This window comes from Sphaerisporangium sp. B11E5 (assembly GCF_039871875.1).
Taxonomy (GTDB): domain Bacteria; phylum Actinomycetota; class Actinomycetes; order Streptosporangiales; family Streptosporangiaceae; genus Sphaerisporangium.
The window spans coordinates 372,685-396,646 of the sequence record NZ_JBDPMD010000002.1; the positions used below are offsets into that span (position 1 = coordinate 372,685).

At 71.6% G+C, this 23,962-nt stretch carries 24 protein-coding genes; 11 read left to right on the forward strand and 13 right to left on the reverse strand.

The window, feature by feature from the left end:
• Positions 1-126: 126 nt before the first annotated feature.
• On the forward strand, positions 127-1,596 hold the full coding sequence (locus ABGB17_RS03740) for a hypothetical protein (RefSeq protein WP_347626276.1): 1,470 nt from the start codon (positions 127-129) through the stop codon (positions 1,594-1,596).
• On the opposite strand, the gene ABGB17_RS03745 is transcribed toward ABGB17_RS03740, so the two are convergent.
• Genes ABGB17_RS03745 through ABGB17_RS03755 form a run of 3 tightly spaced genes read right to left on the reverse strand, consistent with a single transcriptional unit; the run spans position 1,490 to position 3,677 of the window.
• Positions 1,490-2,332, reverse strand: a complete 843-nt coding sequence (locus ABGB17_RS03745) for a hypothetical protein (RefSeq protein WP_347626277.1) — start codon at positions 2,330-2,332, stop codon at positions 1,490-1,492. The genes ABGB17_RS03740 and ABGB17_RS03745 overlap by 107 nt on opposite strands.
• Positions 2,329-2,985, reverse strand: coding sequence for a hypothetical protein (locus ABGB17_RS03750; protein ID WP_347626278.1), 657 nt, complete (start codon positions 2,983-2,985; stop codon positions 2,329-2,331). The genes ABGB17_RS03745 and ABGB17_RS03750 overlap by 4 nt, the downstream gene beginning before the upstream one ends.
• Positions 2,985-3,677, reverse strand: a complete 693-nt coding sequence (locus ABGB17_RS03755; RefSeq protein ID WP_347626279.1) for a hypothetical protein — start codon at positions 3,675-3,677, stop codon at positions 2,985-2,987. The genes ABGB17_RS03750 and ABGB17_RS03755 overlap by 1 nt, the downstream gene beginning before the upstream one ends.
• Positions 3,678-4,213: 536 nt before the next feature.
• On the opposite strand from ABGB17_RS03755, the gene ABGB17_RS03760 reads away from it, so the two are divergent.
• The 4 genes from ABGB17_RS03760 (at position 4,214) to ABGB17_RS03775 (ending at position 11,184) form a co-directional block, all read left to right on the forward strand.
• Positions 4,214-6,022: a hypothetical protein gene (locus ABGB17_RS03760; protein ID WP_347626280.1), complete on the forward strand. Its 1,809-nt coding sequence runs from the start codon at positions 4,214-4,216 to the stop codon at positions 6,020-6,022.
• A 62-nt stretch (positions 6,023-6,084) separates the two neighbouring features.
• Complete coding sequence (locus tag ABGB17_RS03765) at positions 6,085-9,198, forward strand: ATP-binding protein (protein ID WP_347626281.1); 3,114 nt, start codon at positions 6,085-6,087, stop codon at positions 9,196-9,198.
• A 53-nt stretch (positions 9,199-9,251) separates the two neighbouring features.
• Positions 9,252-10,481 (forward strand): MurT ligase domain-containing protein, encoded by a 1,230-nt coding sequence (locus ABGB17_RS03770; protein ID WP_347626282.1) that lies wholly within the window; start codon positions 9,252-9,254, stop codon positions 10,479-10,481.
• Positions 10,471-11,184: a glutamine amidotransferase gene (locus tag ABGB17_RS03775; protein WP_347626283.1), complete on the forward strand. Its 714-nt coding sequence runs from the start codon at positions 10,471-10,473 to the stop codon at positions 11,182-11,184. The genes ABGB17_RS03770 and ABGB17_RS03775 overlap by 11 nt, the downstream gene beginning before the upstream one ends.
• Positions 11,185-11,204: 20 nt before the next feature.
• On the opposite strand, the gene ABGB17_RS03780 is transcribed toward ABGB17_RS03775, so the two are convergent.
• Positions 11,205-11,567, reverse strand: a complete 363-nt coding sequence (locus ABGB17_RS03780; RefSeq protein WP_347626284.1) for a DsrE family protein — start codon at positions 11,565-11,567, stop codon at positions 11,205-11,207.
• 86 nt (positions 11,568-11,653) lie between these two features.
• Between ABGB17_RS03780 and ABGB17_RS03785 the strand changes: the two genes are divergently transcribed.
• The 3 genes from ABGB17_RS03785 (at position 11,654) to ABGB17_RS03795 (ending at position 14,195) form a co-directional block, all read left to right on the forward strand.
• The gene (locus tag ABGB17_RS03785) at positions 11,654-12,142 is read left to right on the forward strand and encodes an FABP family protein (RefSeq protein ID WP_347626285.1); all 489 of its coding nucleotides are present in this window, start codon (positions 11,654-11,656) and stop codon (positions 12,140-12,142) included.
• A gap of 509 nt (positions 12,143-12,651) precedes the next feature.
• Complete coding sequence (locus tag ABGB17_RS03790) at positions 12,652-13,065, forward strand: Fur family transcriptional regulator (protein ID WP_347626286.1); 414 nt, start codon at positions 12,652-12,654, stop codon at positions 13,063-13,065.
• A gap of 74 nt (positions 13,066-13,139) precedes the next feature.
• Positions 13,140-14,195 carry a folate-binding protein gene (locus ABGB17_RS03795; protein ID WP_347626287.1) on the forward strand — a complete coding sequence of 352 codons (1,056 nt, stop codon included), beginning with the start codon at positions 13,140-13,142 and terminating at the stop codon, positions 14,193-14,195.
• A 67-nt stretch (positions 14,196-14,262) separates the two neighbouring features.
• Here the strand turns inward: ABGB17_RS03795 and dtd are convergent, their stop codons facing one another.
• Complete coding sequence (dtd, locus tag ABGB17_RS03800) at positions 14,263-14,688, reverse strand: D-aminoacyl-tRNA deacylase (RefSeq protein WP_347626288.1); 426 nt, start codon at positions 14,686-14,688, stop codon at positions 14,263-14,265.
• A gap of 100 nt (positions 14,689-14,788) precedes the next feature.
• On the opposite strand from dtd, the gene ABGB17_RS03805 reads away from it, so the two are divergent.
• Positions 14,789-15,739: an asparaginase gene (locus tag ABGB17_RS03805; RefSeq protein ID WP_347626289.1), complete on the forward strand. Its 951-nt coding sequence runs from the start codon at positions 14,789-14,791 to the stop codon at positions 15,737-15,739.
• A gap of 9 nt (positions 15,740-15,748) precedes the next feature.
• Here ABGB17_RS03805 and ABGB17_RS03810 read toward each other — a convergent pair whose 3' ends face one another.
• The 8 genes from ABGB17_RS03810 to ABGB17_RS03845 form a co-directional block, all read right to left on the reverse strand.
• Positions 15,749-17,386 carry a DUF2207 domain-containing protein gene (locus ABGB17_RS03810; RefSeq protein ID WP_347626290.1) on the reverse strand — a complete coding sequence of 546 codons (1,638 nt, stop codon included), beginning with the start codon at positions 17,384-17,386 and terminating at the stop codon, positions 15,749-15,751.
• Between the two features lie 137 nt (positions 17,387-17,523).
• Positions 17,524-17,859 carry a DUF2516 family protein gene (locus tag ABGB17_RS03815; RefSeq protein WP_347626291.1) on the reverse strand — a complete coding sequence of 112 codons (336 nt, stop codon included), beginning with the start codon at positions 17,857-17,859 and terminating at the stop codon, positions 17,524-17,526.
• Positions 17,860-18,020: 161 nt separating this feature from the next.
• Entirely contained in the window at positions 18,021-18,488 is a 468-nt protein-coding gene (locus tag ABGB17_RS03820; RefSeq protein WP_347626292.1) for a hypothetical protein, read from the reverse strand.
• A 3-nt stretch (positions 18,489-18,491) separates the two neighbouring features.
• The gene (locus ABGB17_RS03825) at positions 18,492-18,977 is read right to left on the reverse strand and encodes a helix-turn-helix transcriptional regulator (RefSeq protein ID WP_347626293.1); all 486 of its coding nucleotides are present in this window, start codon (positions 18,975-18,977) and stop codon (positions 18,492-18,494) included.
• A 71-nt stretch (positions 18,978-19,048) separates the two neighbouring features.
• Positions 19,049-19,975 (reverse strand): M56 family metallopeptidase, encoded by a 927-nt coding sequence (locus ABGB17_RS03830; protein ID WP_347626295.1) that lies wholly within the window; start codon positions 19,973-19,975, stop codon positions 19,049-19,051.
• The gene (locus tag ABGB17_RS03835) at positions 19,972-20,328 is read right to left on the reverse strand and encodes a BlaI/MecI/CopY family transcriptional regulator (protein ID WP_347626296.1); all 357 of its coding nucleotides are present in this window, start codon (positions 20,326-20,328) and stop codon (positions 19,972-19,974) included. The genes ABGB17_RS03830 and ABGB17_RS03835 overlap by 4 nt, the downstream gene beginning before the upstream one ends.
• 25 nt (positions 20,329-20,353) lie before the next feature.
• On the reverse strand, positions 20,354-21,178 hold the full coding sequence (locus ABGB17_RS03840) for a class I SAM-dependent methyltransferase (RefSeq protein ID WP_347626297.1): 825 nt from the start codon (positions 21,176-21,178) through the stop codon (positions 20,354-20,356).
• Positions 21,179-21,186: 8 nt separating this feature from the next.
• A complete protein-coding gene (locus ABGB17_RS03845; RefSeq protein WP_347626298.1) occupies positions 21,187-21,927 on the reverse strand; it encodes an SDR family oxidoreductase in 741 nt (246 codons plus the stop codon).
• Between the two features lie 191 nt (positions 21,928-22,118).
• Here ABGB17_RS03845 and mshA point away from each other — a divergent pair, with 191 nt between their 5' ends.
• Both mshA and ABGB17_RS03855 read left to right on the forward strand, forming a co-directional pair.
• Positions 22,119-23,387, forward strand: coding sequence for a D-inositol-3-phosphate glycosyltransferase (gene mshA / locus ABGB17_RS03850; RefSeq protein ID WP_347626299.1), 1,269 nt, complete (start codon positions 22,119-22,121; stop codon positions 23,385-23,387).
• A 62-nt stretch (positions 23,388-23,449) separates the two neighbouring features.
• Complete coding sequence (locus ABGB17_RS03855) at positions 23,450-23,962, forward strand: YbjN domain-containing protein (protein WP_347626300.1); 513 nt, start codon at positions 23,450-23,452, stop codon at positions 23,960-23,962.

Genomic DNA, 23,962 nt, shown 5'->3' on the forward strand with positions numbered 1-23,962 from the left:
CGGTGAGCCGACGTGCGTCACGCTCGTCGTGGTGTCTCACGACTCCTGCGTCGGGCGTGACGCACGTTCATCTCGGTTGTCCCTGACAACCTGCGAACAGTGATGCGCATGGATAACATGTGCCGGATGTCTGAATCCTCGACGGTGGCTCCTGTGTCTCGCCCGGTGCCGGGCGAGACACAGACTGAGGTGCGCCTGTCGGCGCCGTCGGTGTACGCGCTGCCGCTGCACACTCTTCGCCTGGCGGGGCGGTGCATTCTGCCGCTGGTCATGTGGTACTCGGCTGGACAGCTTGTGCGGTTCGGGCTGCTCGTCGGCGGTACCGAGCTGAGCCATGGTTCGATGCGGGACCTGCGTCTGGCGTTGACCATGCTGGTCTTCATCGTCATGGTCATGGCCTTCCTGGTGGTCAGCGCCGGCATGTTCTACTCGCTCCGCGGCTCACTGTCGGAGATCAGGGCGAGGCGGGCCGACGGGGACGAGGACGAACGGTTCACCGCGACCCTCGGCCGGGTCATCATTCCCTTCGTCGCGTTGTACCTAGCCTGGGGATGGCACCTGGACGATGTCCGCGACTTCCTCGATATGGACATCCAGCGGCAGGCGGACGAGAAGGGTGCCTTGGGGGCCTTCTACAACCTGGCAACCGGCGACAACGTCGACACCGCGCGCGCCCTGACCGACCTGAACTTCACCACCACGCTGACCATCATGGCCGTGGCCTTCCTTGGCGGCTATCTGTTCGTCTTGTGGCACGAGCGCAACGAGAGTCCTTTCGCGGCGCTGGCCGCGGCTTTCTGCAACCTGGCGGTCTTCTATTACGGCGCCCAGGTCGTCGCATCGCGGGCCGACTGGGTGGGTGAGCGGCTGGCCTGGACGTGGTGGAGCGATTTCCTCGAGCAGTTACAGGTCCACGTGCCCGTGTTGTCGGTTCTGGGCGAACTGGTGGACGCCGTCAGACCGTACGCCTGGGACGCGCTGGTGCTGCCCGCGGCCTGGCTCACCGTCGCGATCCTCATGTACGGCGCGTACGCCGAGGACGCCCAAGGCGTGATCAAGGGTACGCGGCTGGAGGGGGTGGCCACCCAGACGAGCACCATGCTCAACCAGCGCACACACTCGATGACCCGCCGCTCCCTGACGCGGTTCGCCGGCCGGTGGGCCGACTGGGTGCCGCTCCTGCACACGGTGCGCTTGACGATCCGCGGCGGGGCACCCCTGTTCGGGTACTTCGCGCTCTGCTTCGTCGGACTGCAGGTAGGCCGGGACTACGCCTGGCGTGGCCTCGTCTACCTCATCGGCAGCGACCATCCGCGGCTGTACCTGAACGTCTTCCTGGTACCCATGAACGTCGCCCTCGGCCTCGTCTTCACCGTGCTGACGACGTGTCTGCTGGCGGCTACCTTCGACATCGCGGCCGGCGCCGAGCGTCGGCGCAGGGCCACTCAGACGTCGGAGGAGCCCGCCGGAGATCAGACCGGCGACACGGTCAGCCGTCGAACCGGAGAGCCTGGCCCTGCTCGCGCGAGGCGGCGTTCTCGTTCGGCCACAGCAGCAGCTCCACCCGGTCGGCCACTTGCTCCGGAACCGAACTGATCAATTTGAAGCGGCCGGGAACGCCAGGAGTGAGCTTGTCGGGAGCCTTCCAGGCGAGTGCCATCCAGGTGCGGCCACTGTCATCACCCAGCCGGAAGCCCGGTGGCCCTATCGAATAGTAGACGCCGTGCTCGTTCAGTGCGGTGCCCTCGACCTCGATCTGCATCGACACGGTGCCCGGGGCCTGGCTCTCCGGCTGGGTCGCCATGACCTCCAGACCGATCAGCCGCCAGCGGGTGTTGAGGAGCGTCGCGTCCTGGCCCGGCGCGACATGACGTACCTGTGGCGCGCTGTCGCGTTCGTAGCGCGCCAACTCGTCGTAGCCCCAGACCGCGAAGAGGGCCGCCGTCAGGACGACGGCGCCGAAGATCTGCAACGTGACCTTCTCCGCGGTCCGCATCCTCCGGCGACGGGCGGGGGAGCGGGTGGCCGGGGCGGGCTGCGGCTCCTCCTGGGACGCCTCCGGCAGGACGGGGGCGGCCTGGCGCGGGGCGCCCGTGGGAGCGAACCAATCAGTCGGCGCCGTGGCGCGCGGTGGCGGGGCCTGAGAGCCGGGCGCCGGGCCCCTGCCCACAGCGGGCATCGGCACCGTGGACGTGCTCCGTGGCTCGTCGGGGGGGGTCGGCGGCCACACCCGGACGTCTGGCCGGGCCAGGCGCGGAGCGGGCGCGAACCATGACAGCTCGCTGGCGGGCGGGCGCCACACGCCGGTGTCGCCGGGGTCCTGGTTGCTCACGTGCCGCTCACCTCGTAGCCGTCCTTGGCGGACTCGATCCCCTGACGTACCAGAGCCTCGTCCAGGCCGAGGTCCAAGGACACCTCGGGCATGTACTGATCGCCGTACAGGTCGGTGATCTTCTCCATGACGACCACCCGCGCACCGGCGATCTTGTCCGGAGGAACTTCGAAAAAGCACAGCCCCGAACGCCACCAGCCTGGCTGCACCCATCTCTCTGTGATCGTCGCGCTCGGGTGAACCTTGTCGGTGGCGGTGAAGCGCAGGCCGTCCTCGGTGACCAGGAACGGGGCGAGCCGCAGCGGCCGCCGGGCGGAGGTGGCGCCGATCTTGACGACCAGGAGGGCCTGGTCGGTAGTGGCCTCCTCGGTGCTGTACGGCCGCTTCACCCGGACCGAGCGAACGAACTCGACGCGCTCCAGCCGGGCGGAGAACTGGTCGTTGCCCACCTCTTGCCGTATGCCACCAGACACGGTCAGCGGCGCCCGCTGCTGGTCCGCCGTCATCGCGAATGTCTGGACGTACACGGCGCCCGCGGTGAGGGCCAGCCCCAGGGTGGCAGCCAGCGCTCGGCGCCAGACAGGCCGTCGTGGGCCGCTCGGCCGGTCGGGTGCGGGGGAGACGTCGGGCACAAGGCCAGGGGAGAGGGCCATCACGATTCCACCCGCACCGGCAGTTCGACCCGCGCGGCCACTATGGCCGGGACGGTGGTCTTCGGTGCCGGCAGGTTCACGCTCGAGGAGGGGGACGCCGCAGGGGAGACGAGAATCGCCGGGCCCTCCACCCGCCTCCAGTAATGGGTCCGGTTGAAGAAGTCCTCGTGCCACTCGAAGGTGGCCACGTCGATGCTCAGCTTCTTCGGGATGGGCGCTCCCGGCTCCAGTTCGAAGGACAGGACGACGGCCGTGGGCACGCCGGGGTGCAGTTGACCGTACGGCCGGTTCTGCGAGATCGATCTGATGAAGGGGTCACCACCCGGCTTCGCCGGCGGTTTGATCGTGCCGATATCGGTACGCACGGTGGGCAGCGCGCGGTCCATCGCCTGTGCCTCGATCGTGCGGTCGGTCTGGTTGGTGACCTTCAGCATGATCTGGAGATATCGTCGGCCGTCCACACCCATCTCGAACTTCCGGCCCTCGCGGACGACGGCGTCCTCGAAGACCGTGCGCATCTGGCCCTGGTCGAACTCCGCGCCCTTTCCGAGCTGCTCAGCGGGCTCCTCAGGGGCGTCCTCCAAGCCGCCGAAGGCCGCACTCACTCCCAGGGTCACGGCGGCCAGGACGGCGAGGACCGGCACGAGGACCGGACGCCGGCGCCGGGCGCCACGAGGAGGGGTGGACGTCATGGGACAGGATGGTAGTCGTCCCTCTTTCCCCTTCTGCTTCCTTGGCCCCATAGATACACACCAGACACCTAGTGGTGGTCATATAAGCGGCATATCGCCGGAGGGTGATCGCGTCGCCACCACACGCATCCGGGAACTCATGGAGAGCTCCGTGGTCGGCCCGATCAGCCGGAGGCCTGTCCTCGCGGGGGTGGCACAGCTAAGATGATCATGATGCCGTCTCTTGCGCCTCTTCTGTCGCACAGGTGAGGGCGGGGGTCAGGAAATCGGTCCGAATGGCGAGAACCGTGCCCGAGTGTGGGGAGTAGCTCTTACGCTTGCACAGTCGGAGAGCGGACATGGTGGCAGGAGCCGGGCTCTTCAGCAGGCGCGACCATCGAACAGGTGGAGGTCCGGTGGCGGAAGGGCACCCAGACCATGCGCAGCTACAGGCTGATCGCATCTACCTTGGGTGGCAGTATGCCCTGATGTATCCAGATCCGGGGGCGCCGCCCCGGCGGCCGTCGCCCAGTGAGGTGGCTGAGGAGGCCGCGGCGGTGGATCCGGCGTGGATCCGCCGGGAGCGGCTTCAGGAGGATCTGCTCAACCGGCCGGTGAAGACCGTGGGCATCCTCATGGTGCTGTTCAGTGTGCTGATCCTGGTGCTGGGGTTCACCGAGGTGATCGGGTGGTCGTTCGCGGCGATCGGGCTGGTGGTCACCGGCGGGGTGGCCCTGGTGTGCGGGTACGTCGTGCGGCAGGGGGAACGGGCGCTGTGGTCCCGGATACGGGAGCAGGAGGCGCGGGCGGAGCGGCGGCGGGAGACACGCGAGAAGAAGCTCTACGACGCGCAGGAGGACCACGCCGAGCGGTACCGGGAGTGGGCCGCGAAGAAGGAGCTGTACGACAAGCAGCTCACCTGGTACGCGGTGGCCATCCCGGATGAGATCGACCGGATCGACGTGGCGGGGGGCACGCTGCCGGGGTGGTCGGCGCTCATCACGTTGCTCGGGGCCACCCGGCTGTACAGCGGGGGGCATCTCACGGTGCTCGACCTGTCCGAGGGGGCCATCGCCAAGGACCTCATCGAGCTGGCCCGCCGGGGCGGGGACGACCCGCTGGTGTGGGTGCTGCCGGTGGACCTGCCGCGGCTGGACCTCGGGGCCACGCTGCCGCCGGAGGCGTTCGCCGACGTGCTCGCGCACGTGGTCAGCGTCAGCGAGGAGCACCGCACCACCCGGGACCTGAGCTTCGACAACGCCATCCTGGAGCGGGTGCTCGAAGTGCTCGGCGAGAACGCCAGGATCAACCAGGTGACCGCGGCGCTGCGGGCCCTGGCGCAGGTGGGCGACCCGCGCGACGACCTGCGGTCGGGGCTGCTCACCGCCACCCAGCTCGAACGCATCGGCACGCTGTTCGGCCGCGGGGTCACCGACCGCGTCGTCATCGAGCGCGCCTGGGCCCTCGAGTCGCAGCTCCGCAAGCTGGAGGCGCTCGGCTCCGAGGCCGTGCGGCTGCCGCACGCCCGGCTGCGGGTGGTGTCCATGGACCGCCAGGCGGGGGTGTTCGGCAACCGTGTGCTCGGCACATACGTCGCCACCGCGCTCACCCACGTGCTGCGCCAGTCTCCCGCGTCGGAACGGCCGTGGTACCACACGATCATCGTGGCGGGCGCGGACAAACTGCGCGGCGACGTGCTGGACCGCCTCATGGACGCCTGCGAGACCTCCCAGACCGGCCTGGTGCTCACCTACCGCTCGCTCACGCCGACCGTGCGCGAGCGCCTCGGCCGCGGCCACGCCGCCGTCGCGTTCATGCGGCTCGGCAACGCCGAGGACGCCCGGGTGGCGAGCGAGCACATGGGCACCGAGCACCGCCTGGAGCTGGCCCAGCTCACCGAGACCATCAGCCCCGCCGTGGACGGCCTGAACGGCACCTACATCTCCACCGTGCGCGACGGCGCCGCCCCCGCGGGGGCGGAGAGCGAGGAGGAGAGGAGCGACGAGGGCGGGCTGCGCGAGGGCATCACCGAGTCCACCGAGTGGGGCCGCAGTGCCACCAAGGCCATGGGCGAGGAGCGGGTGCTGCACCGCAGCCGCGAGTTCCTGGTGGAGCCGCACCAGCTCCAGCAGCTCCCCACCACCTCGGTCATCGTCACGCACGCCACCGCCGAGGGCCGCCAGGTGCGGCTCGCCGACGCCAACCCGGCCATCCTCACGTTCCCCAAGACCACTTTGGGGGAGTTCGAGGAGGTCCGCCGGGTCATGCTCACGCCGGGGACGCCGAAGAGCGACCCCGAGGAGGATCCGTTCCCGCCGAACCTCGGCCCCCCGCCGGAGCGGCTGGACTGGAGGAGAACGCATTGAACAGGTAATCCCCTGGCAAACGTCGGTGGCATAAGGCATTTGGGCTTGATATGCAGGCAAGCGTGTCCTCAGCAGCGTCCAGCGCGCCGTTCCCGTCGAGCGGGCCGTGGTACCGCATCCAGGCGATCACGGCCCCCTCGCGCAGTTCCTCGGCCGAGTGGGACTTCGTCACGGTCCTGCCCGCCGTCCTGTCCGCCGCACAGCGCAACCGGCCGTTCGTCATCGGCTGGTTGTCCCGCGGCTCCGGCGCGCCCCTCGAACTCATCACCAACGCCGGCCCGCTCACCCCGCCCCGCCCGCCGCGCCGCGCGGCCGGCGGCGCGCTTGAGGAGCCGCCGCAGGGCCCGCAGCCGCTGCTGTTCCCCGGCGGCGCCCGCGGGGTGCGCATCGGCGACGACTGGCTCGCCGACCTCGCCGACCTCACCTGGACGCCCTGCCTCGGACGGCAGGCCCCGCCGCTGTCCGGCCGCAGGGAGCCCGGCCCCGACGAGCTGCTGCGCCCCACCCTGTTCGAGTCCACCCTGGTGACGCTGATGTCCCGGCCGTTCGCGTGGCTGGTGGTCGCCGAGCCGACCAACCTGCTTGACACCGAGGTGGGCCACCTGCGCACCCAGCTCAACGTGCTGCGGCAGTACGGCGACGCCTCCGAGCGCAGCCGCTTCGACGCCGAGCGGGCCGAGCGGCGCATGCAGGAGCTGGACGCGTTCCGCGAGGCCGGCCTGTGGAACGTCCGCGTCATCGCCGGGGCCGCCGGGCTGGACGAGCTGCGGCAGATCGCCCCCGTGCTGGTGGGCTCGGTGGAGATGAGCCACCACCCGTACCGGCTGCGCAGCGCGTTGTCCCTGCCGATCCTCGCCGGGTTCGGCCGCCCCGGCGTCGTGGACCCGGTGTACGGCTTCCCCGAGGTGCTCGGCGCCGCCCTGCAGGACCAGGCCGACGACGCCGGCGCGCCGTTCGCCGCCACCGCGGGTGCGCTCGCCGCGCTGGCGGGCCTGCCGCGCCGCGAGGTGCCCGGCGTGCGGGTGCTCGACGCGGGGTTCTTCGACGTGACCAGCGAGGCCGACGTGCGCAGCACCGGCGAGCCGCTGCTCGACCTCGGGGCCATCATCGACGGGCAGGACCGCGCCGTCGGGTCGTTCCGGGTGCCGCTCGCCACGCTCAACCGGCACGCGTTCATCACCGGCGCCACCGGGTCGGGCAAGTCGCAGACCGTGCGCCACCTGCTGGAGCAGCTCACCGAGGCGGGCATCCCGTGGCTCGCCATCGAGCCCGCCAAGTCCGAGTACGCCGCGATGGCCGGCCGCGTGGAGCACCTGGCGCCGCTGACGGTGATCAACCCCTCGGCGCCGGACGACGTGCCGTTCAGCGTCAACCCGCTGGCACCCGAGCCCGGGTACCCGGTGCAGGCCCACATCGACATGGTGCGCGCGCTGTTCATGGCCGCCTTCGACGCCGAGGAGCCGTTCCCGCAGATCATGTCGCTGGCGCTGCAGCGGGTGTACGAGGCCAACGGCTGGGACGTCGTCACCGGCGGCGGCATCCCCGGCGCCCCCGTGCAGCCCGCCGTGCCCACGCTCGAGCAGTTACAGGCGCACGCCCTGGAGGTCATCCAGGAGATCGGCTACGGCAACGAGGTGCAGGCCGACGTCGAGGGCTTCATCTCCCTGCGGCTGCGCAGCCTGCGGGTCGGCTCGGCCGGGCGGTTCTTCGAGGGCGGCCACCCCGCCGACATCGGCGGCCTGCTCAAGCGCAACGTGGTGCTGGCCATCGAGGACGTCGCCAACGACGAGGACAAGGCGTTCCTCATGGGCACGCTGATCATCCGCATCGTCGAGCACCTGCGCATGCGGGCCAGGCAGGAGAAGGCCGGCGGCCTGCGGCACGTCATCGTGATCGAGGAGGCGCACCGGCTGCTGCGCGACCGCGGCTCCCAGCGGGCCAGCACGCACGCCGTCGAGCTGCTGGCCGGCATGCTCGCCGAGATCCGCGCGTACGGCGAGGGCATCGTGGTGGCCGAGCAGATCCCCACCAAGCTCATCGCGGACGTGGTGAAGAACACCGCGCTCAAGGTCGTGCACCGGCTGCCCGCCGAGGACGACCGGCGGCTGGTCGGCGCGGCGATCAACCTCAGCGAGGAGCAGTCCCGGCAGGTCGTGTCGCTGCAGCCCGGCATCGCCGCGGTGTTCGCGGACGGCATGGACCGGCCGTTGCGCATCCAGGTGCCGCTCGGCGAGGGCCGCGAGCGCACCGTACCCAGGCCGATCCCGCCCATCCAGGGCCGCCGTTCCGCCGCGTGCGGGCACGAGTGCGCCACCGGCAAGGCCTGCACGCTGGTCGAGCTGCGCGAGGCCGACCTGCTGGCCGACGCGCCGGAGTGGGCGTGGCTGCGCATCTGGACGGACACGCTGGTGCTGGCGTTCTGCGCCAACCGGCCGCTGCCCGGGGTGCCGCGGGTGCTCGCCGACATCTGGGCGGAGCTGCCGGCCCGGCGCCGCGAGTGCCTGCTCGCCACCCTGGTGGAGCGGGCCGTGGCCCGCAGGGCGTGGTCGCTGCGCACGTTCTACGACCCCGGGCTGCTCACGGTGAAGGGCGCCGAGGTGGCCGCGGCGCTGCTGTCGCCGGGCTCGTCCGCGAAGATCGCCGAGGCCGCCGAGAACGGCGAGGGCGGCCTCGCGGCGGGCGACCGGCCCGGGGCGGCGTGGGTGATCCCGCAGATCCGCTGGGTGCACGAGGTGGACCGGCTGTTCCCGTACGGCCACCCGCCGCCCGACCTGCGCAGCCCCGCTCCCGCCATGGAGTACGCGCTCTTCGGCACCGACGCGGCCGGGCGTCCGTACCCGCACCTCGGGGTGAACGGCGCCGCCCCGGACATCACGACCCGCACCGAGCTGCTCGGCCACCGGGCCAAAGCCCTGCGGCACCACCCGCTGTCCATGGAGATGGAGCGCAACCGGGTGCTGGCCTGGCGGGTGCTGCTCGGCGACGACGAGCACGAGGGCATCAAGCGGGACTTCGCGACCGTCGCCGTCGGCGTGGAGCCGCGCGACCGGGTGCGGCACATCGCGCACACCATGGCCGCCGGGTGGCTGGAGACCGTGTTGTCCTGGCCGCGCAGGTTCGTCCACCCCTTCGACGGCGGAGAGGAGAACCAGCCTGAGCTGTCGTTCCTGGACTAGCGATTGTCCGCCCGTGAGGCGTTCTTCGTGTCGGCCCCACTAGGATCACGGGCATGACCCAGCTACCGCTGCGGGCTCAGCTCGCGAGTGCCCTCGGGCGTACGGCGGCCACGCTCTCCCGGGTCACCGGGCGTGGCGACGGATCGGTCATCGGGGGGCGGGTCGGGCTCATCCTGGAGCCTGACCTTCTGCGCAAACTTGCCGCGGACCGCAAGCTTGTGCTGGTCAGCGCCACCAACGGCAAGACGACCACCACCCGGTTGATCACCTCCGAGCTCCAGGAGCTCGGCGAGGTCGCCACCAACGCCTTCGGCGCCAACATGCCCGCCGGGCACGTCTCCGCGTTGTCGCAGGCCAAGCAGGCGCCGCTCGCCGTCCTCGAGGTCGACGAGAAGTACCTCCCCGAGGTGCTCGACACCACCGAGGCCGGGGTCGTCTGCTTGATGAACCTCAGCCGCGACCAGATGGACCGCGCCGCCGAGATCTGGCTGCTCGCCCAGAAGTGGCGCCGCGCCCTCGCCGGCCGCGACACCCACGTCATCGCCAACTGCGACGACCCGCTCGTCACCTGGGGCGCGAGCACCGCTTCCCAGGTCACGTGGGTGTCGTGCGGGCAGCCGTGGAAGGAGGACTCCTGGTGCTGCCCCGAGTGCGGCGGCCCGCTGGACCGCAAGGACGACGACTGGGCGTGCCGCGAGTGCACGTTCCGCCGCCCCGAGCCGTCCTGGAGGCTGGACGACGACGCGGTGATCGACCCGTCCGGGCAGCGCTGGGTGCTCGACCTGCAGCTCCCCGGCCGCGCCAACCGCGCCAACGCCGCCATAGCGCTGGCCACCGCCGAGGTGTTCGGGCTGCCCGTGGAGCGGGCGCTGCCCCGGCTGCGCGAGGTGCGGTCGGTCGCCGGGCGGTACACCACCGTGGAGCGGGACGGCCGGGTGCTGCGGCTGCTGCTGGCCAAGAACCCCGCCGGGTGGCTGGAGGCGTTCGAGGTCGCCGACCCCGCGCTGCCGATCATCCTGTCGGTGAACGCGCAGGGGCCCGACGGCCGCGACACCTCGTGGCTCTGGGACGTCGACTACCGCGTGCTCAGCGGCCGCCCGGTGTTCGTCACCGGGGAGCGCAGGCTCGACCTCGCCCTGCGGCTGGACGTCGCCGGGGTGGCGTTCCAGCTCTGCGACACCTTCGACGACGCGGTGCGGCGCCAGGGGCCCGGCCGGGTCGACGTGATCGCCAACTACACCGCCTTCCAGCAGATTCGAGCGGAGTTCGGCCGTGCAGTCTGAGAGCGCCCTGCGCATCGTGTGGATCTACCCGGACCTGTTGAGCACCTACGGCGACCAGGGCAACGTGCTGATCCTGGAGCAGCGGGCCCGTAAGCGCGGCATCCCGGTCGAGACCGTCTACGTGCGCTCGGCCGACCCGGTGCCCGACTCGGGGGACATCTACCTGATCGGCGGCGGTGAGGACCGCCCGCAGATCCTCGCCGCCGAGCGCCTGCGCCGTGACGACGGCCTGGCGCGGGCCATCGACAAGGGCGCGTCGCTGCTCGCGGTCTGCGCCGGCTACCAGATCATGGGCACCGTGTTCGGCGGCGAGGAGGGCCAGCCGGTGGCCGGCATCGGCCTCCTCGACATCGAGAGCCGCCGCGGCCCGGCCCGTGCGGTGGGCGAGCTGGCCGCGGAGGTCGACACGGGCCTCGGCGGTCACATGCTGACCGGGTTCGAGAACCACATGGGCGTCACCCGCCTGGGCTCCGGTGTGCGGCCCCTGTCGCGCACCGTGGTGGGCGTGGGCAACGGCGACGGCACCGAGGGCTGCCACACCGGCAAGATCGTCGGCACGTACCTGCACGGGCCCGCGCTGGCCCGCAACCCGTGGCTGGCCGACGTGTTCCTCGGCTGGGCCACCGGCCCGCTGCTCCCCATCGACGACACCTGGTACGACCGCCTCCGCGAGGAGCGGCTCGGCGCCGTCCTGCCCCGCTGAGGTCGCGTCAGCGGTCGGCGTCAGTAGACCAGGGCCTGCACGCCCTCGCCGAGCGCCTCCTCCACGAAGGTCGAGGCGCCGGCGATGCGCACGCCATCGATCACGTCGTCCACGCCGATGCCCCGGCGGGCGGCGCACTGCGTGCAGACGGTGACCTTGCCGTTCGTGAGCACGATGTCGAGCAGGTCGGCGAGCGGGGTGGCCTCCGGCAGGGTGAACTCCTTCGCGCGGCCGGGCAGGCCGTACCACGCCGATTCGCCGGTCAGCCAGAGCGACACCGGGACGCCGCTCGCGATTGCCGCCGCGGCGACGGTGAACGCCTGGTTGCACCGTTCCGGGGCGTCCATGCCCGCCGTCACCTTTATCACCATTGATCGCGCCATGATCTCAGCCTATTCGCCCGCGACCGCGATCCACCAGGCCGTTCCCCCGTTCCGGCTCAGGTCCGTGGCCCTCTAGGCTCGTCTCCATGGATGCCCCAGAACTGCACCCCGCCCTGGAGCCGATCGCCTTCCTGCTGGGCAGGTGGGAGGGTGCCGGCGTGGGCGGCTACCCGTCGATCGAGAGCTTCCGCTACGGCCAGGAGGTCGTCTTCGAGCACAACGGCAAGCCGTTCCTGGCCTACGAGAGCCGCACCTGGCTCCTGGACGACGACGGCAACATGGTCCGCCCCCTTGCCAGGGAGACCGGCTACTGGCGCGCCCAGCCCGACCGCCAGCTTGAGGTCGTGCTCGCCCACCCCACCGGCATCGTCGAGATCTACATCGGCGAGGTGGCCTTCCACAAGATCGAGCTGCGCAGCGACGTGGTGGCCCGCACCGCCACCGCGAAGGAGTACACCGCGGGCCACCGCCTCTACGGCCTGGTCGAGGGCAACCTGATGTACGCCTACGACATGGCCGCCGAAGGGCATCCCCTGACATCGCACCTGTCGGCGGAGCTCAAGAAGGTCGCGTGAACACGCGGGAATGAGAAAACCCCGGGCGTGCTCCACTTCTCATGGGAAGTGGGCCGGCTGGACCATGGAAGGAGTTACACGAACTCCCCCCGCCGGCCGCCCGGGGTTCCGGTGTCTGCCTTGGTTTACGCCGGACGCCACCTGCGCCCCGCGAGGAGGCAGGACGTCTGGACAGAAGGTCCTGACTCAGGCGATGTCCTAGCGGACAGCCACCTCGCTAGTCCAATAATGACTAACCATTGTTTGGACCACCTCCTTTCTGCGTGCCTAGTACGCTATGCGACCCCTGGATCAAAGGCAAACAATTAACGCCGCTCCCTTTGACCTGCGATTTCGCCGCACCGAGGGCCGCGCGCGAGCCGGCCCCCTCTGGCTGACTTCTAGCTTCCTCCAAGCGCCGGACGGAGGGGACGCCCGGCGAGAAGAGACCGTCGCGGCGGCACAGCGGGGGCCTCGCCGCACGGGATCGGACGGCGTCAGTGGCACGGCGGAACCGTAGACTCAGAGGCATGGCCGGGACTTGGCACGAGGAGTTACGTTCGCGGGGGTACCGGGTCACGCCGCAGCGGCAACTGGTGCTGGAGGCGGTGACGCGGCTCGGGCACGCCACGCCGGAGGACATCTGCGGCGAGGTGCAGGAGACGGCGCGGGGCGTCAACATCTCCACGGTGTACCGCACGCTGGAGCTGCTCGAAGAGCTCGGCATGGTCACCCACACCCACCTCGGGCACGGCGCGCCCACCTATCACCTGGCGAGCGAGGCCGACCACGTCCACCTGGTGTGCCGGAACTGCGAGAAGGTCACCGAGGTCCGGCCGGAGGTCGTCCAGGGCCTGGTGGACACATTGGACCGTGAGCAGGGCTTCGTGACCGACGTCCACCACCTCACCATCTTCGGCCAGTGCCGGGACTGCCGGCCCTGACGTCCGGGTCACGGGAGCGGTTCCGGCGTCCGTCGCGGGCACGGGAGTGGCGGGGGCGCAATAGCCTTGGAGGCATGCGAAGCCCTCTGCTTGACACGCCAGGCGCCGTCGCCGCGGACGCTCCCGACCAGGCCGTCGCCGCGCACTACGGCGAGCTGTACGCCGAGCAGCGCGCCTTGGCGGCGGGTGAGGCGCTGGTCGACCGGAGCAACCGGGAGGTCGTGCGGATCTCGGGGCCCGACCGGCTCACCTGGCTCAACAACCTGAGCTCCCAGAAGCTCGACACGCTCACCCCGGGCACGCCGTCGCAGACCCTGCTGCTCGACCCGCAGGGCCGGGTGGAGCACCACCTCACCCTCGTCGACGACGGCGCCTCCGTCTGGGCGCACGTCGAGCCGGGCACGGCGGGGCCGCTGATCGCGTTCCTGGAGAAGATGCGCTTCATGCTGCGTGTCGAGGTGACCGACATGACGGCCGAGTACGCCGTGGTCACCGTCGGCGGCCCCGGCGCCGGGGCCCCCGCGGCGGCGCCGTCCGACGTGATCGCGATCGGCGAGGACCTGCTGGTCCAGCGGGAGCGCCTGGCCGGCCTGCCCGCCGCTCTCGGCCTGCGCCCCGCCGGCCTGTGGGCGTACGAGGCGCTGCGCATCGAGGCCCACCTGCCGCGCCTCGGCTTCGACACCGACCACAAGACCATTCCGCACGAGGTCGGCTGGATCGGCGCCGCCGTCCACCTCAGCAAGGGCTGCTACCGCGGCCAGGAGACCGTCGCCCGGGTGCACAACCTCGGCCACCCGCCCCGCCGCCTGGTCTTCCTCCACCTGGACGGCAGCGCCGACACCCTCCCCCCGCACGGCGCCCCCGTGACCCTGGGCGTCAGCACCCCCCGGGAGGCCGACCCCGAAGCCGCCGTCGAGGGCACCGCCGAGCCCGGCCAGATCGGTTTCGTGGGCTCCTCCGCCCGCCACCACGAGCTCGGCCCCATCGCCCTCGCGGTGGTCAAGCGCACCGTCCCGGTCGACATCGACCTGCTGGCCGGCGGCGTCGCCGCCACCCAGGAGGTCGTCGTCCCCCCCGACGCCGGCCGCAACGTCACCATCGACCCGGCGCTCCGCCGCCGCATCCGCTGACCGCGCGACGGCACCGGAACACCCTCGCGGGGCGGGCAAGCGGGAACGTCTCGTGGCGGACGCGGGGTCAGACCTCGATGATCAAGGTGATGGGGCCGTCGTTCACCAGGTGGACCTTCATGTCGGCGCCGAAGACGCCTGTCTCGACATGGGCGCCGAGGGTGCGTAGCTCGGTGACCAGGGCCTCGACCAGGGGTTCGGCGATCGGGCCGGGGGCGGCGGCCTGCCAGGTGGGGCGGCGGCCTTTGCGGGTGTCGCCGTAGAGGGTGAACTGGCTGACCACCAGCAGGGGGGCGCCGACGTCGGAGCAGGACTTCTCGCCGTCCAGGACGCGCAGGCCCCACAGCTTGGTGGCGAGCTTTCTGACCTCGGCGGGGCCGTCGCCGTGGGTGACGCCGGCCAGCACGAGCAGCCCCGGCCCGTCGATCGCTCCGACTGTCCGGCCGCCGACCACCACCGACGCGGACGTCACCCGCTGCACCACCGCACGCATGGTCCCGCATTCTTCCACCCGGTCCAGGTGAGTGGGTGTCCGGGCGGGCTGAACGCCGGGCAACGGACATCCGTAAACTCAATCGGCGAAGGGAGATGACGTGTCCGCTGCACCGCTCATCGTGGAAGTCGTCCGGTCCGGTTTCGTCGAGTCGGTTCACCATGCCTGGGTGTTCGCCATGGACGCCGAAGGGTCGCCGGTGGCCGTCCGAGGGGACGTGACGGCGGCCGCCTCACCGCGGTCGTCGATGAAACCACTGCAGGCGCTCGGCATGCTGCGCTCCGGGCTGGACCTGGACGGCGAGTTGCTGGCCCTCGCCTGTGCCAGCCACGCGGGCGAGGAGTTCCACGTCCAGGGGGTTTCCAAGATCCTTGTCGGGGCCGGGCTGGACGAGGACGCCCTGCGCTGCCCGGAGGACCTTCCCGGCGACGTGGGTGCCGCTCATCGTGTCCTCAGGAACGGTGGCGCACCGGCGAGGATCACGATGAACTGCTCCGGCAAGCACGCCGCGATGCTGGCGACGTGCGTGGTCAACGGCTGGCCCCTGGACGACTACCGCTTCCCCGGGCACCCGCTGCAACGCGCCATCCGTGCCACCATCGAGGAGCTGACCGGTGAGCGTGTGGCCGCCACCGGTGTGGACGGGTGCGGTGCCCCGCTGTACTTCGCCTCGATGACCGGCGTGGCCCGCGCTTTCCGCGCCATGGTGCTCGCCCCGGCGGGCACCCCCGAACGCCGGATAGCCGACGCCATGCGTGCCCACCCCGAATGGACGTCCGGCACCTCCCGCCCCGAAGCCGCGCTGATGCGCGCCATCCCGGGGCTGATGCTCAAAGCGGGCGCCGAGGCGTTCGACGCCTTCGCGTTCGAGGACGGCCGCACCGCCACGGTGAAGATCGTGGACGGCGGGCAGCGCGCCCGGGTGCCCGCCACCATCGCGACCCTCCGGGCCCTCGGCCTGGACTCTCCCGAACTGGCCCCCTTGGCCACCCCGCCCCAGTACGGCGGCGGCCTTCCCGTGGGCGAGGTCCGCGTCCACGGCCACCTGTGACCCGCCCGCCTAAAGGGGACGGCGGAACTGGCGGGAGGACGAGATGGCGCCTGAGGTGGTGGCGGTGAACGTGGTCATGGAGGCGGCGAAGTTGGACAGGTCCCACTCGGCCGGGCCGTGGTACCAGTACAGGTTGTCCGCCCGGTGGCCGTTGCCGTTGATCGAGGCGACCACCCTGGCCCAGTGGTCGACGGTGTCGAAGACGACGGCGTAGGGGAGGTAACGGGAGAAGAGCTCCACCCGTTGGGCCGGCGGCACGTCGTCGATCTCTCCGGTCGTCAGGTAGTGGCGGAAGCCGAGGGTGTGGGCGAGGGCGGTGGAGCCCTTGGCGGTCTTGGCGGGCATGTACTGGCCGCCCACGGACAGGCCCGCGCCGGCGATGATCAGCGCAAGGCCCAGCAGGCCGTAGGTGGTGAACCAGGCCAGGAGCACGGTGGCGACGACACCCAGGCAGGTGACGAGGACGCCGAGAGTGGTCCAGCGGGTGCGGACGGAGTCGGGGCGGCGCGCGAACCAGCCCTGGCCCACCACGTCGCGGTACAGGGCGTCGCGGACCTTGCCGAGGCCGGCGGCGAACGAGCCGTGGAGCTGCGAGAGCAGCACGGCGTCACGGCCGTCGAAGACGGCGTTGTACAGCGCGCGCTCGTAGTCGAGGAGATCGTCGAGCGACGGGCCGGAGAGCTTCACCAGCAGCCAGTCGGGGGCGTCGTACGCGCCGCGGGGCTGCTCGTCGATGCGCAGATAACCGCGGACGGCGAGGTCGACGACGGTGGCGGTGACGTCCACGACGTCGGCCTGCTCGTCGATCAGGGTGCCGACCTGCCCGGGACGCACGCCGTCGGGCGGGGCGAAACGGCCGTCCTGGACGGCGGTGAGGGAGCCGGACTCGCTCTGCACGGCGCGGGCGTCCCTGCCCCGGGTCCAGTACAGCAGCACGAGGCCGCCGAGCAGCAGCACCAGCAGGCCGGCCAGCGCGCCGCCGGTGACGGTGTTCAGCGTGAAAGCGCTCGCCAGCTCGAAGCGGCGCTCCAGGATCGGCGCGCCGCCCGTGGTGCCCGCGGGGAAGCCCGCGACGACGGTGAACGTCTGGCCCGCCGGGAGGCCCTGCTGCTCGAACTCCGCGCGGGTGCCGCTTTCGTCCATGGACACCGCGGTGCACCCGATGGCCGACGTCAGGTCACCGGCGAAGCACGAGAGGCTCTGCATCGGCGAGGGCCCGGTCATCGTGACCAGCACGGCGTCCACCGGCGAGTCCCAGCCGCCCGCGGCGAACCACCGCAGCTCCTCGCCGCCGCTGATCGGGGTGACGGCGCCGGTCACGTCGTACTCGAAGGTGGCGGTGCCGTTCCCCTTGGGCGTGATGGTGGCGCCCGAGAGCGTGCCCTGCCCCGTGAAGCCGGCGACGCGGTACAGGCGGTCGTTGGCGTCGTCGTGGCGCACACGGGTGAGCAGGGTGCGCCTGACCTGCCCGGTGTAGGTGATCTGCTCCTTGACGTGCAGCACACCCCCCGGCCGCAGCTCCAAGGTCATGCTGATGCGGCTCACCCGCCCGGCCGCGGCGGACGCGGGGGCGGCGAGGGGCACGGCGAGCACGGGAAGGACGGCGAGGGCGGCCACGGGGGCGATTCGACGGAGAAGATCCATCATGGGGCGTCAGCCTAGCGGGCACCGGCGACACGGCGCCGGGGGATGACGACCACCTGTGGACGACTCAGGCCAGGGCGAGAAGTCTGTGGACGGTGCGCCGGACGCCGGACCCGGCGGTCATGCTTGTGCCGGGAGGATCACCAGGGGCCGTACGGGCCGCTGGACCCTCCGCTGCCGCCCCGGCCGATCTCGTTGACGGCGGGCTTGACGTCCGCGAGGTAGATGCCCGACCCGATGACCGACGCGATCACGAAGATGCTCAGCGTGGGGAGGTACTGCACGACCGCCGCGAAGGAGAACAGTGTCGCGAACACCAGGATGAGCATCCACCACTGCTTCTTGAGCTTGCCGGCCACGGCGAACGCGCGGGCGGGGGTCCGCAGGGCGTGCACCAGGGCCCAGACGCACAGGCCGAGCGCCCCGATGGCGAGCACCCAGAAAATGAGATCCAGGACTCCATGGATCTGGAACATCGACGTCTCCCAGGGGTATGTGGCCTGCCGAGGTTCAGCCTAGCTCGCACCACGTCGTTTCGGCGCCGGGCAGGGACGGGACCGGCGTACCTGGACGAACGCACACGGCCCGCCCGGGGTTCCGGGCGGGCCGTGCGGTTCTCGATACGGTGAAGCGGAGATCAGGCCTTCGGGCCGGTCGTGCGCGCCGGCTTCCTTGCGGCGGTGGTCTTCGCCGTGGTGGTCCTGCCCGCGGGGCCGGCGGCGGCCGGCGGCTCGGCGGCGGTGGACGCCTCCTGCAGCTCCAGCGCGGCCTCACCGGTCACCCGGCTGACGACCTTGCGGCCCCGGTTGGCGAACTGGTCGTACAGGAGCGTGGCCTTGCCGGCGAGCTGGTCGGCGTACACCTTGGCGAGGTTCGGAAGGTCCCGGGCCACGGACTCGGCCTTGACCTGGACGTTCCCGGCGTACCGCCGCGCCATGGTGGGCAGCTCGCGAGCGACGTCGCGCACCTCGCCGCGGCGGGCCTGCAGTCGCTGGAACTGCTCGGGCAGCTCACGCAGCTTCTCGACCGCGTAGTCGCCCGCACCCGCGACGGCGTAGAACGGCTTGGAGTCGGTCAGCTTCTTGACCTCGGCGTTGATAGGCATGGGTTAACCTTTCTTGGGTTCAGTTTGAACACGGCCGTTCCGCGCCGCGCGCGAGGAGGCGGCATCCTCCTCGGCGCGGTCCGCGCCGGTCCCGCCAGGCTCCGGCCCGGGCGGGGCGTCGAAACGCCCGTCCGGTTCCGGGGCCTCGGCGAGGTTCTCCTTGCGGAACGACTCGTATATGTCGATGAGCACCTGGCGTTGCCGCTCGGACAGGTGCTGGTCGGCCCTTACCGCGGCGAGCACGTCGCTGTCCGGCACGCGGTCGTCCATCAGCCCCGCCTGCACGTACAACGCCTGGGACGAGATCCGCAGACCCTTGGCGATCTGGTTGAGGATCTCCGCGCTCGGCTTGCGCAGCCCGCGCTCGATCTGACTCAGGTAGGGGTTGGACACCCCCGCCTGGCTGGCGAGCTGGCGCAGGGAGATCTTCGCCTGCTTCCGCTGATCGCGGATGTACTCGCCGATCGAGCCGACCTTCGGTAGTTCCATGCCTCAAGTCTGCCGCACGCTGCTTGCAATTGCAAACGCGGTGGCTAACACCAGCAAGCGCCAGGGATCGGTCAGCCCGGGTAGAGCCAAAGGAACGGCGCGGACACCGACAACAACATCGAGAACGTCACCAGCCCGTACCGGAAACGCCGGGGCAGCGCCGCACCCGGCTTGACCAGGCGGTTCACCCGCGCCATGACCTGCTCGCCCCCCGCGCCGAGCGCCCCGCTCGGCGTCGGCACGGTGCCCGCGGTGCCGAACCGCAGCAGCGCGGTGGCGAGGCGCCGCGCCGAGCAGTAGCGGCGGGCGCGGTCGTCGGCGGCCATCTCGACCAGCAGGGCGACCGAGGAGTGGGCGTCGCGCACCACGCTCAGCCACGGCAGCGCCCGGGTGAGCGCCGTGAACGGCAGCAGCACCAGGTCGTGCCGCTCGCGCGCGTGCGCGGCCTCGTGGGCGAGCACCGCCGACAGCTCGTCCTGGCTGAGCAGCGACAACGTGCCCGCGCTCACCACGACCTCCGACCGCAGGCCCGGCAGGCAGTACGCGGTGGCGCCGGGGTGGTCGAGCACCCGCACACCCGGCACCCCGGGGTCCTCACGGGAGATCAGCGACAGCAGCACCCGGTGGCGCCGCCGCGCGAGCAGCGTCTGCGCCCCCGCCGCCAGCAGCACCGACACCAGCACGCCGAGCAGCGCCAGCCCCGCGATCATCGCGGCGACGCGGGGAAGGTCGTGCGGCAGCACCAGCCCGTGCCCCATGCCGGACGACAACGCCGAGTCCGCGTAGGCGTGCAGGCCGAACACCACGCCGCCGCCGTAGGGTGCCAGGGCGTACGCCAGCAGCGCGCCGACGCTCGCCAGGCCCCACGTCACGCCGAGCGACTGCCAGAGCAGGATCGCCGCCCGCGGGGTGCGCCAGGGCCAGCGTGCGAACGTCAGCCGCCACGCGCCCACCGCGCACGCCAGGGCGAGCGCGGTCAGGACAGCGGCGGCGATCACTCTTCTTCCAGCTCCGTGAGTGCTTTGCGCAGGATTTCGGCCTCGGATCCGGAGACCGTCTGCGCGAAGCGGGTGAGCGCCGCGGATCGGTCTCCGGTCATGTCCAAGGCTTCCAGCATAAGCTCGGCGACGTACGCGTCGCGGCCCGCCATGGGTTCGTACCGCCAGGCGCGGCCGTCACGGGTGCGGCGGAGGAAACCTTTACGGGTGAGCCGGTCCAGAACGGTCATGACCGTGGTCGGCGCGAGATCGCGATCGGCGATGAGGCGTCCGACCTCCCGTGCGGTCAGGGGGGCGTTCTGGGCCCACAAGATGTCCATGACACTGCGCTCAAGCTCACCGAGACCCTTCACGCGGACAAGCCTACCTTGGGTAGTACTACGTCGCGTAGAGGACGGGGCCCTGTGGCGCGAGCGCGGCCCACGGCACGGTCACCTCACCGAGCCGCCACCTGCGCCGCCCCCCGAGCGGCGGCCGGGCCGCCACCGGCCAGGTGTCCGCGAGCCGCTCCACCGCCGCCGTCCACCGGGCCCGCGTGCCGTACGCCCCGTACGGCGCGGCCACCTGCCAGCAGTGCTCGAAGTCCCGCAGGAACGCGTGCACGGGCTCACCGGGTACGTTCCGGTGGATCAGCGTCTTCGGCAGCCGTTCCGCCAGATCCGCGGGGGTGCCGAACCCGGCGAGCCGCGCCGCCAGCGTCACCGTGCGCGGCCCTGCCGCGTCCAGCGCCACCCACGCCGCGCGGTGGCCGACCTCCGAGCAGGTGCCCTCGACGATCACCCCGCCCGGCGCCAGCCGCGAGCGCAGCAGGCCCCACGCCTCCCACGCCCGCGCCTCGTCGTACTGCCGCAGCACGTTGAAGGCCCGCACGACCGTCGGGGGCCGGTCCACCGGCAGCTCGAACCCGCCGTACGCGAACGACAACCCCGGACGCTCGTACGGCCGCGCCGCCGCGACCCGCGCCGGGTCGATCTCGACGCCCACCACCTCGACGTCCGGCCGGATCCGGCGCAGCCGCAGGAACATCTCGGTCGTGGTGACGTGGGAGGCCCCGTAGCCGAGGTCCACGACCAGGGGCCGCTCGGCGGACACCAGCAGCGGGCCGTACACGGCGGCCACCCAGCGGTCCGCCCGCCGCAGCCGGTTGTGGCCCGTGGTGCCCCTGGTGATCTCGCCGGACGGACGGCCGGCCCGTGCGCGCACGCCGGGGCTCAGGAGATCCGGTGGACCTTGTGCTGCGCCGCCTGGGCGCGCGGCCGGATCACCAGCCGGTCGATGTTGACGTTCCACGGCCGGGTGACGCACCAGGCGATGGCGTCGGCCACGTCATCGGCGCTGAGCGGCCCAGGCACCCCTTCGTACACCCGCTCGGCCCGCTCGGCGTCCCCGCGGAACCGGGTGAGCGAGAACTCCTCGGTGTGCACCATGCCCGGCGCGATCTCCACGACCCGCACGGGCTCCCCGCACAGTTCCAGCCGCAACGTCTCGGCCATGGACGTCTGCGCGTGCTTGGCCGCGACGTACCCGCCGCCCCCCTCGTAGGAGACCAGCCCGGCGACCGAGGTGAGCAGCACCAGCACGCCGTCCCCCGACTCGACCAGCTTGGGCAGCAGGGCCTTGGTCATGCGCAGCGACCCCAGCACGTTGACCTCGTACATGCGCCGCCAGTCGTCCACCAGGCCCTCGGCGACCGGCTCCAGCCCGACGGCGCCCCCGGCGTTGTTGATCAGGACGTCGCAGCGGTCCAGGGTGGCGGCGAACTCGGCGACCGACTCGTCGGAGGTGACGTCCAGCGTGGCGGGGCGGATCGCGGGCACCTCGGCGGCCAGCTTGTCCAGCCGGTCCCTGCGCCGGGCCGCCGCGACCACGTCGAAGCCCTCGGCGGCGAGCCGCCGCGCGGTCGCCTCCCCGATGCCGCTGCTCGCGCCGGTCACCACCGCTGTCTTCGTCATCGTCCGTCCTCACCGTTTCACGGCCCTGTCATGGGGGTCCCGGGACGCCCGCCCGTCCCCGCAGGCCATCCTGCCAGCGTGCTAGCGGTCGCGTCGCGCGAGGTCCGATGAGCGGAAAAGCGGGAATCTACCGGACTATCCACCGGTTATAACCGGTCTGGAGGTGGTGTCAGGTGGCGGGAGCGCCGCTCGTGCCCAGCATCAGACGGGTCGCGACGATCAGTATGCACACTTCGCCGCTGGACCAGCCGGGCACCGGCGACGCGGGGGGGATGAACGTCTACATCGTCGAGGTGGCCAAACGTCTCGCCGGCCGCGGCGTGGAGGTCGAGATCTTCACCAGGCAGACCTCCAGGGACCTGCCGCCCACCGTCGAACTCGTGCCCGGAGTGACCGTGCGCCACGTCACCGCCGGACCGTACGAGGAACTGGACAAGGGCGACCTTCCCGGCCAGCTCTGCGGCTTCCTGTCCGGCGTGCTGCGCACCGAGGCGGCGTACGACGCGGGGCACTACGACGTGATCCACTCCCACTACTGGCTGTCCGGCCAGGTCGGCTGGCTCGCCAAGGAGCGCTGGGGCGTGCCGCTGGTGCACACCATGCACACCATGGCCAAGGTCAAGAACCTCCTGCTGGCCCGGGGCGACAAGCCCGAGCCGGTCGCCCGGGTGCTCGGCGAGGAGCAGGTGGTGGAGGTCGCCGACCGCCTGGTCGCCAACACCGCCACCGAGGCCAGGGAACTGATCGACCTGTACGGCGCCCCCGCCTCGCGGGTCGCGGTGGTCAACCCCGGCGTCAGCCTCCAGGTGTTCAAGCCCGGCTCCAAGGCCGACGCCCGCGCCCGGCTCGGCCTGCCGCGGGACGCGTACATCATGCTGTTCGTCGGGCGCATCCAGCCGCTCAAGGGCCCGGACGTGCTGCTCAAGGCCGCCGCCCGCATGCTCGCCGACGATCCCGCGCTGCGCTCGAGGCTGCTGGTGGCGTTCGTCGGCGGCCTCAGCGGCAACGGCCTCGCCCGGCCGTCCTATCTCACCGACCTCGCCGCCGCCCTCGGCATCGCCGACGTCGTCAGGCTCGCGCCGCCCGCGCCGCAGCACGAGCTGGCCGACTGGTACCGCGCGGCCGACGTCACCGCCGTCCCGTCCTACAACGAGTCGTTCGGCCTGGTCGCCCTGGAGTCCCAGGCGTGCGGCACGCCGGTCGCCGCGGCGTCCGTCGGCGGGCTCCGCACGGCCGTACGGGACGGCGTCTCCGGGACGCTGATCGAGGGCCACGAACCGCGCGAGTGGGCCAGGGCGCTGCGGACGCTGGCCGACCGGCCCACCTGGCGCGGGGTGCTCGCCGCCGGGGCCAGGGACCACGCCGCGGCCTTCGGCTGGTCCGCCACCGCGGGCCGCCTGCTGGACGTGTACGGGGCCTCGGCACGCATGGCGCACGCCCATGTCGGCGCCCCCCTCTGAACACCGGGGCCGCTCTCCTGATACACGTGGTCCAGCCGGGTAGTCACGCGGGAGTGAGAGACATGGATCACGAAGCCGTCGTCGAAGCCGCGCTCAAGGCCGCCGAGGTGACCTACGAGCACCCGCGCCCCGGGGCGTTCCTGGTGCGCCTGCCCGGCCAGCACAAGCTGGCCACCATGACCTGGCTCACCGTCAGCGACCAGGCGCTGCACGTGGAGGCGTTCTTCTGCCGCAGGCCCGACGAGAACCACACCGAGTTCTACCGGTGGCTGCTCACCAAGAACGGTTCCATGTACGGCGTTCACTTCGCCCTGGACTCGATGGGTGACGTGCATCTGGTGGGCCGCCTGCCCCTGTCGTCGGTGTCGGCCGAGGAGATCGACCGGCTCCTCGGCTGCGTCCTCACCTACGCCGACGAGTGGTTCGACCGCGCCCTGGAGCTCGGGTTCGCCTCCTCCATCCGCCGCGAGTGGGAGTGGCGGGTCAAGCGCGGCGAATCCCTCGCGAACCTGCGGGCCTTCGCCGGCGTCGTCGAGCGGGGACGGCGCGAGAGCGGGCCCGCCGCCACACCCTAA